Source organism: Sandaracinus amylolyticus (genome assembly GCF_000737325.1).
Lineage (GTDB): Bacteria > Myxococcota_A > Polyangia > Polyangiales > Sandaracinaceae > Sandaracinus > Sandaracinus amylolyticus.
This window is the reverse complement of sequence record NZ_CP011125.1, coordinates 1753596-1766952: the sequence shown is the minus strand read 5'-3', so window position 1 is coordinate 1766952 and position 13357 is coordinate 1753596. Positions and strand designations below refer to the sequence as shown.

Here is a 13357-nt window from a genome sequence, read left to right as displayed (position 1 = left end):
TAGCGGGGATCGCGCGCCCGGGAGAAGCGCTCGACGTCGTGGTAGGAGTCGCGGGATGGCGCCGCGGCGATTCGGGCCTTCCGATCGAGAGCGAGTGACGCTGCGCGTCGACGGCGACGACGTGCCCGCGCTGCGCGGCGAGCCGATCGCGATCGCGCTCGCGGCGGCGGGGCGTGTCGTGCTCGGGCGCAGCGTGAAGTACCACCGGCCGCGCGGCGCGAGCTGCTACGCGGGGCGGTGCGACGGATGCCTCATGCGCGTCGACGGCGCGCCGAGCCGCATGACGTGTCGCGTGCCGTGCGAGCACGGCATGGTCGTCGAGACGCAGAACGTGCTCGGCACCGCCGAGGTGGATCTGCTCGCCGCGACCGACTGGTTCTTCCCGGGCGGGATGAACCACCACGAGATGTTCACGTGGAGCAAGCCCGTGAACCGCGTGATGCAGAGCGTCGCGCGCCGCATCGCGGGCGTGGGCAAGCTGCCGGACGAGGCGCGCGCGCCGATCGAGCCGATGCGTCGCGAGTGCGACGTGCTGGTGATCGGCGCGGGGCCGAGCGGGCTCGCAGCGGCGGCAGCGTGTGCGCGCGCCGGGCTGCGCGTGATCGTGGCGGACGAGGAGACGCGCGCGGGCGGGCACCTCGCGCACACGCCGGGCGTCGTGCGCACCGCGGAGGACGAAGCGCCGATCGACGCGCGGGTGGTCGCGGAGCGGCTCGCGGCGCGCGCGGTCGAGCGCGGCGCGGAGCTCGCGCTCGGGTGCTCGGTGATCGCGATCGACGACGAAGATCCGTCGATGCTCGTGGCGCTCGCCGATGCGCCCGACGCGCTCGTGCGCATCGAGGCGCGACGTGTGATCGTCGCGCAGGGTCGCCACGAGGGCGCGTGGGCGTTCGAGGGCAACGACCTGCCCGGCGTGATCGGGAGCGACGCCGCGTGTCGGCTGCTCGCGCACGGCGTGCTGCCCGGCGAGCGCGTCGTGATCGCAGGGCCGACCAGCGCGAGCGCGCCGGGATCGGCGCGGCTGCGCGCGCTCGCGGCGGCGCTGGAGAGCGCGGGCGCGAGCGTGATCGGCAACTTCGAGATCTCCGCGATCGAGCGCGCGCACGGGCGCGCGGGGATCGATCGCGTGGACGTGCGCACCGTCGGTGGGATCGAGTCGCTCGAGTGCGACGCGCTCGTCGTCGCGCCGCCGAGCAGCGCGGTCTACGAGCTCGCGTCGCAAGCCGGCGCCGACGTGGTCTGGCGCGAGGGCGGCTTCGAGGTCGTCGCGTCGCACGCGGACGGCGCGACGCGCACGCCGCGGGTGCGAGTGGTCGGTCGCGCGTCGGGCGTGCCCTCGGTGCCCGCGGGCATCGCGCAGGGCGTCGCGGCAGCACGCGCCATCGCGCAGGAGCTCGCCAGTGAGATGGCGGGACGCCACGGAGGTGCGCGGTGAGCGACAAGATCCTGGCGTGTCGCTGCGAGGACGTGACGACGCACGAGATCGAAGAGGCGGTCCGCGCGGGCCATCGCGATCTCGAGTCGCTCAAGCGCTACACCGGGTTCGGCACTGGGTGGTGCCAGGGCAAGCAGTGCGTCGCGCTCTGCGCGCGCATGCTCGTCGAGCTCGGGGGCGATCCGCCCGACGCGCCGATCACGCCGCGCCCGCCGTTCCATCCGGTGTCGGTCGCGCGCCTCGCGCGGCTGCTGCCCGAGGAGGACGAGTGAGCGCGCACTTCGAGCCGATCGCGGCTCCGCCGAAGCCGCTGCCCGATCGCGCCGACGTCGTGATCGTCGGCGGCGGGATCATGGGCCTCGCGATCGCGTGGAACCTCGCGCGGCTCGGGCAGGAGCGCATCGTCGTCGTCGAGAAGAGCTACCTCTGCAGCGGCGCGTCGGGGCGCAACGGCGGGGGCGTGCGCGCGCAGTGGTCGAGCGAGACGAACGTGCGCTTGATGAAGCGCTCGATCGAGCTGTGCTCGGACTTCGCGACGAAGATGCGCATCAACGTGTGGTTCCGTCGCGGCGGGTATCTCTTCCTCGCGCGGAGCGACGAGCGCGCGAAGCAGCTCGAGGAGAGCGCGCGGCTGCAGCGCGATCACGGCCTGCCGACGCGCATCGTCGATCGCGCGGAGATGAAGGAGATCGTCCCCGAGCTCGACGTCTCGCGCTTCGTCGCGGCGAGCTGGAACCCGCACGACGGAGTGGTCTTCCCGTGGCCGTTCGTGTGGGGCTACGCGCGCGCCTGCGAGAAGCTCGGTGTCGCCCTGCACACGCACACCGACGTGAGCGCGATCGAGACGACGAACGGCCGCGTGAGCGGCGTCGTCACGTCGCGCGGGCGCGTCGCGACGCAGCGCGTGCTCGTGTGCGCGGGCGCGTGGTCGCCGGAGATCACGCGGATGGTGGGCGTCGATCTGCCGAGCCATCCGCACCGACACGAGATCTGCTCGAGCGAGCCGCTCAAGCCGTTCTTGCGCCCGCTGGTCGGCGATCTCGCGGACGGGCTGTATTTCTCGCAGTCGATGCGCGGCGAGATCGTCGGTGGGATCTCGAACGCGAAGGTGCCCGACGGAATCGATCAGCGCTCGTCGCTGCGCTTCCTGGGGCTCTACTCACGCGCGCTGGCGCGCGCGATGCCGGTGCTCGGAGAGGTGAAGATCCTCCGGCAGTGGGCCGGCTGTTACGACATCACGCCCGACGGCAATCCGCTCGTCGGGGACGTCGACGAAATGCCCGGCATGTACCTGATGAGCGGGTTCATGGGGCACGGCTTCATGATGGCGCCCGTGATGGGCGAGCTCTTCGCGCGGTGGCTGCTGCACGGCGAGGAGCGCGAGCTGTTCGAGCGCTGGAACCTGCGCCGGTATCGCCTCGGGAAGCTGCTCAGCGAGACGATGATCCTGGGCTGACCCGAAGACCGCTTGCGTCGATCCTCGACGCTGCGGTCTCGGGTTTCGGGCGGGAGGGAGGCTCGGCGGGCTTTGCCCGACGAGGGAGGGCGCGCCGCACGCGCCCTCCGGGAAGGAACAGCGAACCCAAGCCCGAGTTGAGGTTCACCTCGACCGGGCGCTGGGGTAGCGCTCAGCGCGACTTCGCGGCAGCGCGCGGCGGCTTGCGCGACTTCGGCTTGCGGCGCGCGGGCGTCGTCCTCGCGAGCTCGTAGCTCTCGACGACCCACTCGCGGACTCGCTGCGCGGCCTCGCGCCGGTCGCCGACGTCGAGCCACTGCTCCATGTCGCGCACGAGCGCGGGAGGGCTCTCGTGGTACTCGCGGAGCTCGCTGGCGCGCTGTCGGGGCACGATCGGAGTATGGGCGCAGCGCGTGCGCCCGCGCCACAACGAGCCGGGCTTCAGCGCGCGGGCGGAGCGCGGAAGACGTCGAGCCCCGACGCGCCGGGCAGCACGCCGCTCGTGAAGAAGAGCGAGCCGTCGGAGGCGAATTCGGGCGAGCAGGGATCGCCCGCATCGAGCGCCGCGCCATCGACGAAGATCGGAGGACCCCATGCCGAGCCGTCGTGCTGCGCGCACCAGAGGTTGTACGAGAGCGACGCGCGACCGAGCACCGGACGATCGGAGCACCACACCAGCGTGCGGCCGTCGGCGGAGATCGTCGGCTCGGTGTCGTGGTGCTCGCTCGCGAGCTCGGCCATCTCGGTGGGCTCGTCGAACGTGAGCCCGGTGCCGGTGCGACGCGTGACGTAGAGGCGCGTCGGCCCGCCGCCGATCGGCCGGCGCGTGAAGTAGATCGTCACGCCGTCCGCCGCGACCTCGGCGCCGCCCTCGTGATCCGGCGTGCTGAGCGCGTCGATGCGCGTCGGCGGCAGGAACGTGTACGCGCGCGAGTCGAACTCCGCGTGATAGAGGTCGAGCCCTCCGGCGCCGCCCGCGCGATCGGACGCGTAGATCATCTCCCAGCCGTCGGGCGTGAGCGCGGGGTCGACGTCGTCCGCGCTCGAGTTGACGACGGGGTACGCGGTGACCGTTCCCCACGGGGCGCTCGCGGCCGCGCGCTCGATGCAGTAGACGTCGTTGCGCCCGACGCCGCCGGGACGGTTCGACGCGAAGCAGAGCACGCGGCGATTCGCGGTGATCGTCGGGCCGTGCTCCTGACCGCTCGTCGCGACCGCGCCGACCCACTCGGGCGTGCCGAAGCGACAAGCCTCCGGCACTGGGGGACCGGCGTCGATCCCGATCCACGACGCATCGCTCGTCGTCGCGTCGGGTGGTGCCGCGTCGATCGCGGGCGACGCGGCATCGGAGGACGTCTGGTAGCCCACTCGGCCGCACGCGGGCGTGGCGAGCGCCACGAGCACGAGCGTGAGCGCACCGATCGATCGCCGCGCGAACTGCACCACAGCGAGCAGGAGCTTAAGGGGTTCGCTCGTGCGCGTCGACGCCGACGCGCTCGCAAGCGCGTGGGAGACCGCCTACGATCGCCGCGTGGCTGGGTGGCGCCGCGCTTCGCTGACCGGGCTCGCGATGTCGATCGCGGCCGCGTGCGGTGGTGCGCAGTCGCCCGACATCCAGCAGGTCGGCGCCCCACAGGTGCACGAGGGACGCGTGGTCGCGGCGCGCGGTCCGGTCGTGCCGCAGCGCGGTGACGCGTGCGTGGTCGAGGTGCTGCGGACCGACGACGCCTACTACAACTGCCGGATCCGCGTGGAGTGCAGCGGCGACACGGTCTACGGCCTCGCCGACGGCGGCTACAACGCGTGTTATCGGCAGGGCGAGGACCTCGTGTTCGCGCGCGATCGCAACGGCACGCGCGTCGACGGAGATCCCCGCCTGTACTTCGATCTCGCGGGCGGGCGCGTGTTCGTGAGCGACGACGCGCCCGACGTGGAGCTCGAGATCGATCTGAGCGGTCTGCCGCACGACTACGAGGGCCCGACCACGCCGCCGCCCGATGCGATGCCGGGCGCATAGCGGGAATCGGCCGCGGCCGCCGTACGCTGAGCGCGTGGGCAGGCGGACTGCGGTGATCGCGATGCTCGTGCTCGCCGCGTGCGGTGGAGCGCGTGATGCGGCGCGCAACGCGGCCGTCGCATCGAGCGATCGTGACGTCGACATCGTCGACGTCGATGCGCGTGTCGCCGGCGACCCGTGCCCGGGCGAGGCCGAGGACGTCGACGGCTTCGAGGACGACGACGGATGCTCGGATCTCGACGACGATCGCGATCGCATCGCGGACGCCGACGATCGCTGCCCGCGCGAGCCCGAGACGTACAACGGGCTCGACGACGAGGACGGCTGTCCCGACCACTGCGCGCTCCCGCTCACCTCCGGCCCGATCGCACCGCAGCGCGAGCGATTCTTCTTCGTGAAGGACTCCGCGCGCCTCGGCGACGGTGCGCTCGACCTCGCGCGCGCGGTCGCCGGCACGTTGAGCGGCAATCCGCAGATCAAGCGCGTCGAGCTGCACGGTCACGCAGGACGCGAAGAACGCCGACCCGTCGCGCTCGCGCGTCGACGCGCCGAGCGGCTGCGCGACGTGCTCGTCTCCCTGGGGATCGATCCCGCGCGCGTCGTGGTGATCGCGCACGGCGCGAGCGAGCCCGTCACCGCCGGCGACACACCCGAGCAGCGCGCGCTGAACCGGCGCGTCGAGCTCGTGCTCCCTGATTCGTAGTCAGGCGCTCAGCCACGCGGGCGGGCTCGGATGCGCGACCGCGCGCACCGCGCCCAGCGAGAGCCGCACGGTGCGGCCGCGATCGGTGCGCCCATCGAGCGTCCATCGCTCCTCGCGGCTCGCGTCGAGGCTCAGCACGAGCCCGTGCGCGCCGCGCGGAAGGCTGAGCTCGCGCGCCTGGCCCGACGCGTCCTTCCAGAGCGCGACCTGACGCGGCTCGGTCTCTCCCGGCATCACGGAGCGCTCCATCATCCCGAGCGACGTCAGCGTCAGCACCGAGCTCCCGGGATCGTCCGCGAGCGCGCCCGCGTAGCGCCCCGGCCAGCGACGATCGAGCTGCGGCCCGTCCATCAGCACCGCGATCACGAGCGACGGGCCCATCGCGCGCAGCACGGGCTGCACCGGATCGATCCGCGCGAGGTCTTCGCACACGAGCACCGCGATGCTCGCGTCGGGGCGGAACACGTAGAGGCTCAGCTGGCGATCGTCGACGTCGATGTCCTCCCACCAACGACGCGCGGGATCGAGCGTGTGGCCGAGGTGGTATCGACGGATCTGCCCCTCGTCCAAACGCCAGCGATGGTGCTTGCTCTGCCACCAGTGCGTGCGCACCTCGCCGCCCTCGAGCAGCGACGCGAACACGAGGTTCCGCGGCGCGCCGCTCTTCGGATAGATCGCCGACGTGCCCGCGATGAAGAGCTCGAGCGACGGCAGCTTCGCGAGCTCCTTCGCGACGCCGCGCACCGTGGGCGAGTCCAGCGCGAGCTCGGGCAGCACGACGCCGTGCACCTGACCGACCTCGCGCTCGGAGACGCGCACCAGCTCGCGCACGAGATCCGCGACGAACGCGACGCGATCCTTGTCCTTCTCGGGCAGCCACGTCTGCTTCACGCGGAAGTGACCGGCGCCGCTCGCGCCCTGCACCAGCGGGCCCGCCTCGATCGCGTCGCCGCGCATGCGGTACGGGAACGGCACGCAGAGCAGGTTGAACGGGCCCTGCGCGCGATCGAGATCGCCGACCATCCAGCGCGTCTCGATCTCGTGCTTCGCAGGCAACAGCGCGACGTGGTGCGAGAGCGCGCGCATCGCGCATCCGACCTGCGCCGCGCGCGACTTCGGCTGCACGCACGCGCGATCGTGCGGGACCGCGATGCAGAGCGAGACGCGCACGTCGGGGATCGCGCCGACGCTCGCTGCGGCGGTGCGCGAGACGAAGCGGAGGTGCTCCTCGAGCACGAACGACGTGATCGGCGATGGATGCTCGGGCGCGAAGCCGATCCCCTCGCAGGCCTCGTCGGCGATCGCGAGCAGCTCGATCGCGGCGTCGGCGACGGCGTCGCTCGTCTCGGGGCCGATGGGATCGGTCTCGCCCGCGACGATCGTCTCCCACGCCTTCTGCGCTTCGTCGGGCACGCGCATCTCGCTGCGCCAGCGCGCGCCCGCCGCGTCGGTGCGCGCGAGGTACTCGAGGCCGAAATACGGAGACCAGCGCGCGCCCGATCCGCGCGGCAAGCCGCGCCCGGAGTAGCGATCGCGGGTGTAGCAAGCCGAGCGCTCGACGAGCGTCGCCGCGGCTGCGAACGCGTCGGGTGGCCACACCGGGCACGACGCGAGCGACGTGCTCGCGCTCCCAGGCACGGTCCCGACGGGAAGGACATAACGGAGGAGATCGCCGACGGTCGGCATGAGAAGGAGGCAGACGCTACAGCGGATGCGCTCCTGACGCGAAGTGTTGGCTCGTTCGCCGCCTGACGGCGGCGAAGTGTTGGCTCGTTCGCCGCCTGACCGCGGCGAAGTGTCGGCTCGTTCGCCGCGTGACGGCGGCGAAGTGTTGGCGCGAACGCGAGCGCCCCCCGCGCGTGCTGCGCGGGGGGCGTCGTTCGTGCGGAGCGCTCAGCGTCGGACGCGCGAGTCGATGAGCGTCGCGCGGCCGAGCTGGTAGTAGTTGCGGTTTCCGTGGTTGTCGACGATCTCCATCCAGAGGCGGACCTCACTGACCCGCATCTGCGTCGGGAACGTGGACGCCGTGGTGTTCCCCGAGCCGGTCTGCACCATCCGCGAAGTTTGATGCGTGGAGGTGTCGGACGAGCTCACGCTGCTCTTCGCGCCGAAGCTCGCGCTGGGCCCGCCCGGCGCGCCGACCGCCGCGCCCACGCTGCCCTCGTTCGCGTGCGTGGTCGTGTTCGACCGAGTCGTGCCCACGGAGTCCTGCGTCTGCGTGCTCGCGTTCGCGGTGTGCGCCGTCGAGTTGTCCTGCCACGGGCCTGCGCTGTCGACCGTGTAGAGCAGACGCGCGGTGCGATCGAACGAGAGCTCGGCCTCGCGCAGCGCCGGATTGCCCACCGGCGCGAGCGCGAACCGCGTGAGCATCGTCAGGTACGTCCGGTCCGTCGAGTAGAGCGGGCGCATGTACGTGCTCGTGTCCCAGTCCCAGCTCTCGAAGAGGAAGTAGTGTCTCGACGCCTCGATGAGCGGACGGTTGCCGTTGTAGCCGTCCACCACCCCGTCGACCATGGCGCGCGTGGACTCTTCGTAGCTCTCGATGTAGCTCGTCGTGTTGATCGGCTGGGCGCCCGCGGGTCGCTCCTCGAGCCCGCTCGGGTCGACGTAGGAGAGCGGATCGTTGCTCACGTACGCGAAGAGCTGACACTGCGTGGGGCTCGACGCGCAGCGATCGATCTCCTCCATGTAGAGCGGGTCCGGCGTGCGGAAGCGACCGAGGTAGGGATCGTAGTCGCGCACGCCCATGCGCACGGTCTGGAGATCCGCGTCGTAGCCGCTCGACGCGTACTCGATCACCGCCGCGAGCGCGTCGTGCGAGCTGCGCACGCCGAACGGCGAGACGTCGATCGCGTGGCCGTCGCCGTCCGCGATCACCGTGCCGCGGGTGTCGGTCGCGAGCGGTCGCAGCGCGCCGTTCACGAGCAAGCCCACGGTGTGCCCGCCCGCGATCACCGGCTCGACGACGTCGCTGCCCACGAGGAACACGCCGCCCGGCAGCGTCGCCATCGTGATCACGCCGTTCTCGCGCTTGAGCAGGCGCTGCCCGGTCTCGTCGTAGGCGTACGTCCAGACGCGATCACCGCGCTCGGCGCGCTCGACGTCGCCGTTCGGACCGTACGTGATCGCGAGATCGTCTCGCGCGATCACACGGCCCATCCCGTCGAGCCGGTAGGTGACGCCGCCCGCCTGCAGCACGTCGCCGCTGCGCACGAATGCACGCGCGCCCGAGACGTCCTGCGCGCTCGCCATCGCGCCGGTCGCGTCGAACGCGTAGGCCGTCGTGGTGCCGCCGCCCGTCGAGCCGCGGAGGAACCGACGCGCGTCGTACGAGAGCGCGCGATCGTAGCTCGTGCTCGACGACGCCGACTCGAGCTCGACGTGCTGCGTGGTCACGAGGCCGCGCGCGTCACGCTCCTCGCGCGACGTGAGCGTCACGTCCGACGTGTCGTGGGTGTAGCCGACGCGCGTGCGCGTCGGCGGGTCGTACTCGGGCACGAAGAGATCGCCCGAGCCGATCGTCGCGTGCGAGAGGCGCCCCTGATCGTCGTACGACAGCGCGTAGAGCGTGCGCGCGTTCGTGCCGTCGGGGCTCGAGAGCACCACGCGCTCGATGCGACCGAGCGCGTCGCGCTGCGTGGTGCGACGCATCGAGGAGAGCACCGCGCCCGCGGCGTCGGTGATCAGGCGATCGACGCTGCGGATCGCGCCGTCCTCGAAATGCGTGTAGTCGAGCCGGATCGTGCGCCACCCGCCGTCGATCACGAGCTCGCTCTTCGCGATGCTGCCGTCGGGGAGGAAGCGATCCCAGCGCGCGAACGTCGGGCCGATCACCGACGTGCGACGACCGCGCTGGCCGGGGATCACGCCGCCGTCGGGACGCTCGCCGTCGTAGAGGAAGCGGAACGTCTCCTCGGCGCCGTCCGACGCGCGCACGTTCGTGCGCTCGATCTCGCGGCCCGCGGCGTCGTACGCGTACCGCGCGCTGCGCACGCGCGTGCCGTCGGGCGCGTGCCAGCTCCGCTCCGCGACGAGATCCCCCGCGCCCTGGTACACGAGGCGTACCGAGCCGACGCCGTCGTGCGCGACCTCGCTCGGACGGCCCTGTGCGTCGAAGCGCGCGGTCTGGCGGGTCGTGCCGTCGGGCAGCAGCACGCCCACCACGCGACCGAGCGCGTCGTACGCGATCTCCGCGCGCGCACCGCCGCCGTCGGTCACGGCGATCACGCGGCCCTCGGCGTCGAGCTCGCGCGTCGAGAAGAGCGCGCCGTTCTCGTACGTCGCGTGGACGAGGTGGCCGTTCGCGAGACCGACCGCGGTCGCGAGACGGCGCGTGACGCCGTCCCGCACGAGCTGCTCCTCGCCCGGCGTGTGGCCGAGCACCGAGCTCGTCGTCGTCGCGACCCAGTCGCGGCTCGCCTCGTCGAAGAGGGTCGCGAAGGCGATCTCGCCCGCGCCCGTGACCGCGATCGGAGCGCGGCGATAGACGTCGGTGCGCGCCTGCTCGCGCGTCTCGATCGTCACGTCACCGACCGCCCACCCGCTCTCGAGCCGCGAGAGGCCCGCGATCGCGCGCCCCGCCGCGGTGAAGAGCTCCGCGCTCTCCGCGTACGTTCCGGCGCTCGCGTCCACGAGCGTGCGCGTGACGATCGATCCGGGGTGCGTGGACGACGCCCAGGCGTACGAGATCGCCTCCTCGGGCATCGCCTCCGAGCCCGCTCCGACGCTGTCCCAGCGCGACGCGAGCCGCTCCATGCCGTCATAGCGCCAGTGCTCGCGCAGCTCGCCGCCCGGCCCGCGATCGAACGCGATGCGCGTCATCGCGCCGCTGCGCGCGTCGCGCTCCTCCACGCGCCCGCGCACTCCGTCCGCGCCCACGACCTCGAGCATCTCGCCGGTCCCCGGCGCGTACGCGACGGTCGTCGTGCCGCGCCCGGGCGTCGTGAGCGACACGAGCCGGTGCAGCGCGTCGTACGTGCTCTGCTGAAGCACGTGCGCCTCGCCGCCGGAGAGCATCTCGACGCGCTCGATCTGACCCACGCCGTTGCGCACGAGGCGCGCGTCGTAGCGGAAGTCGAGCGCCGCGCGCGCCGGATGCGTGCCGATCTCGGTCTCGGTCGCGATCTCGCAGTGCAGCGCGCCCGCGAGCGCTGCGACCTCGGCGCGCGTGTGCACGATCTCGAGCGTGCCGTGCTCACCCGTGGTGCGGACGTGCTCGGGGCACAGGCCGTCCTCGCTCCACGCGATCACGTCGCGCACCGCGCCGAGCGCCTCGTGGCCCTCCGCGTCGCGCAGACCGCCGCGCACGCGCACCTCGCGCATCGTGCGCACCGCGCGCACGAGCGCGTCCTCGTAGACGTGCTCGGTGAAGCGATGCAGGCCCGCCGGGAGGTCGGCCGTGAGCGTGTCGAGCGTGCGCGTCGCGACCACGAGCCCGCTCACGTCGTCGTCGTGATGGAACTCGATCTCGCCGAGCGACGTCGCGCTCGCGCGGCGCACCAGGCGATATCCGACGAGGCCCTCGGAGACCGAGTGGAACACCGGATCGTCGTAGTCGTAGTGGCTCGTGACCGAGTCCGCGCCCGCGTCGTGCGTCGTCACGCGCGCGAGCAGCGGCGGCCGCACAGTCATCCCGGGGATCGCGGGCGCGCGCACGTAGTCGAGCTCGATCGCGCCGCCGCGTCCGTCGTCGGCGCGGACCATGAGACCTGCCCGCGGCGACGTGAGCGTCACCGCGTACGCGTGGTTCGCTCCGTCGACGCGCCGCGAGACGAGCGCCTGCTCTTCTCCGCGGCCCTCGAGATCGACCGCGACCGGATAGCCGACGTCGAACGCGACCGTCGCGAGCGCGGGCACGCTCTGCTCGGAGAAGCGATCCCCGCGATGCGTGTAGAGCCGCAGCGTCGAGCCCGACGAGAGCAGCACGTCGATGAGCCCGTCGCGGTTCGCGTCGAGGAACGCGATCTGGTACGGGCGCAGGTCGCTGATCACCTCGCCCGACGCGCGACGCACCTGCAGGCGCGTGCCGCTCGCCGCGAAGCGACGGCCACCGAGCCCCGGCCACACCTGCAGCGCGGACGCGGTGCGCCCGACGAGATCGGCGATGCCGTCGCCGTTCACGTCCTGCACCCAGAGCGTGTCGACGGGCGACGGGATCGTGAGCGTGCCGCGCGTCACCGCCGCGAAGCTCAGCGCGCTCGCGTCGCCGGTGTTGCGCATCACCTCGTAGCCGCTCGACGTGACGCGCACGAGATCGGGGCGGCGATCGCGATCGACGTCGACGAGCCGCGTGCGCGCGCCGAGCGTCCATCCCGCGCCGCTCACGCTCACGCGCGAGAGCCGGTGGCCCTGGCGATCGCACATCGTCACGCGCGTCACGTCGCCGACCGCCGTGGTCCGCAGCACGCGCTGCTCGCCGTCGATGCGCGCGAGCAGGCGCGGCTGGTTGTCGAGGCTCGGCACGGGGCGGCACTCGGGGTCCTCGGTGCCGTCGCGCGGGAGCGTCTCGTACTCCAGCCCCGCGTCGGTGTGCCGCGCGAGCTCGTGGTCGTAGCGGTTCTCGAGGTCGGTGCGACCGTCGCGATCGACGTCGACGTAGCTCGAGACGTCGGGCATCAGCGCGGTCACGCCCCAGGCCTCGAGGTACGAGTCGAGCACGCTCGCCTCGGCGAGCGTCGCCTCGGCCGCGTCCTGCTCGCCGAAGCGATAGGTGAACGTGCGCGGCGAGTCCGGCTCGCCCGACGCGAAGAAGCGCTGCGCGCGGGATAGATAGAACGCGACGCCCGCGGGGCTCTCCTCGTACCCGAGCTCGTAGCGATGGCGCAGCAGATAGCTCGCGCTCGCCGGATCCCAAGTGGAAACGCGCACTTCGCGCACGCGGCGGTCGAGCGCGACGCCGACGCCCGACGCGTAGTCGACGTGGCGCGCGCCGATCGTGCCGTCGTAGTCGAAGCGCACCTCGACCTGCGGCGTGCTCTCGCGCCCGCCGTAGGTCACGCGCTGCACGTACGGGCGCTTCGCCTGATCGCTGCGCGCCGCGTACTCCCACGTGGTGCGATCCCCGAGCGGCGTGACCGCCTCCGAGACCGACCACTGGTAGATGCCGCGCGACGTGCGGATCGCGTCGGCGTCGCGGAACGTGATGCGCGTGCCGTCCTCGAGCACCGCGCTCCAGCGATCGGGCTCGCGGGTCACGCGCACGCGCGCCGCCATGCCGCGCGGGTAGTACGCGCCGTCGTCGCCCTGCACGAGCACGCCCCACGGGCTCGCGAAGTCGTCGGTCGCGAAGTCGAGGTCGCCGCGATCGCGGTGCCTTCGGATCGCGAACGACGCGCTCCATCCGACGCCCCACTCCGAGAGCCCGCGATCGGGCGCGTAGGTGGGGAAGATCGGCACGAGCGGAGCGCCGCGCTCGTCGGGCGCCTCGAACGGCCCCGCGACGTCGATCGTGCCTCGGCTCAAGGTCTCGGGGTCGAAGCCCACGGCCGCGTACGCTCCCGCGACGCTCCCGCGACCGGGCCGGCGCACCTCGGGTGCCTGCACCATCGCGTCACGACGCACTTGCGCCGCCGTCGTCTGGGGCAGTCCGAGCGCGAGCACGAGCCCGACCGCGATCCTCCGGATCGCTCGTTTCATCATCGTCTCCTTCCCTCGCGGGCCCGCGAGCACGAGCTCGTGGAAGCGCGCGCCCGCGGGCCCTCGGGCGCACGTCGCCCCGCTCGCGGAGCCGCGCGTCGTGCGGCTCCG

The 13357-nt window shown here is 72.6% G+C and carries 9 protein-coding genes; 5 read left to right on the top strand and 4 right to left on the bottom strand.

Features of this window, described 5'->3' with window-relative positions; translation table 11 throughout:
• Positions 1-55 precede the first annotated feature (55 nt).
• Genes DB32_RS07405 through DB32_RS07395 form a run of 3 tightly spaced genes read left to right on the top strand, consistent with a single transcriptional unit; the run spans position 56 to position 2891 of the window.
• Positions 56-1435, top strand: coding sequence for an FAD-dependent oxidoreductase (locus tag DB32_RS07405; RefSeq protein WP_083457215.1), 1380 nt, complete (start codon positions 56-58; stop codon positions 1433-1435).
• The gene (locus tag DB32_RS49420) at positions 1432-1707 is read left to right on the top strand and encodes a (2Fe-2S)-binding protein (protein WP_053231717.1); all 276 of its coding nucleotides are present in this window, start codon (positions 1432-1434) and stop codon (positions 1705-1707) included. The genes DB32_RS07405 and DB32_RS49420 overlap by 4 nt, the downstream gene beginning before the upstream one ends.
• The gene (locus tag DB32_RS07395) at positions 1704-2891 is read left to right on the top strand and encodes an NAD(P)/FAD-dependent oxidoreductase (protein ID WP_240481173.1); all 1188 of its coding nucleotides are present in this window, start codon (positions 1704-1706) and stop codon (positions 2889-2891) included. The genes DB32_RS49420 and DB32_RS07395 overlap by 4 nt, the downstream gene beginning before the upstream one ends.
• A gap of 172 nt (positions 2892-3063) precedes the next feature.
• On the opposite strand, the gene DB32_RS07390 is transcribed toward DB32_RS07395, so the two are convergent.
• Together DB32_RS07390 and DB32_RS07385 are read right to left on the bottom strand one after the other, a co-directional pair.
• Complete coding sequence (locus tag DB32_RS07390) at positions 3064-3282, bottom strand: hypothetical protein (protein ID WP_053231716.1); 219 nt, start codon at positions 3280-3282, stop codon at positions 3064-3066.
• Between the two features lie 50 nt (positions 3283-3332).
• Complete coding sequence (locus tag DB32_RS07385; protein WP_157068818.1) at positions 3333-4334, bottom strand: TolB-like translocation protein; 1002 nt, start codon at positions 4332-4334, stop codon at positions 3333-3335.
• Positions 4335-4422: 88 nt separating this feature from the next.
• Here DB32_RS07385 and DB32_RS07380 point away from each other — a divergent pair, with 88 nt between their 5' ends.
• Positions 4423-4908 carry a hypothetical protein gene (locus DB32_RS07380; protein ID WP_157068817.1) on the top strand — a complete coding sequence of 162 codons (486 nt, stop codon included), beginning with the start codon at positions 4423-4425 and terminating at the stop codon, positions 4906-4908.
• 34 nt (positions 4909-4942) lie between these two features.
• Positions 4943-5611 (top strand): OmpA family protein, encoded by a 669-nt coding sequence (locus DB32_RS07375; protein WP_157068816.1) that lies wholly within the window; start codon positions 4943-4945, stop codon positions 5609-5611.
• On the opposite strand, the gene DB32_RS07370 is transcribed toward DB32_RS07375, so the two are convergent.
• The gene (locus tag DB32_RS07370; protein ID WP_053231712.1) at positions 5612-7297 is read right to left on the bottom strand and encodes a hypothetical protein; all 1686 of its coding nucleotides are present in this window, start codon (positions 7295-7297) and stop codon (positions 5612-5614) included.
• A 207-nt stretch (positions 7298-7504) separates the two neighbouring features.
• The gene (locus DB32_RS07365; protein ID WP_169791368.1) at positions 7505-13246 is read right to left on the bottom strand and encodes an FG-GAP-like repeat-containing protein; all 5742 of its coding nucleotides are present in this window, start codon (positions 13244-13246) and stop codon (positions 7505-7507) included.
• Between the last annotated feature and the right edge of the window lie 111 nt (positions 13247-13357).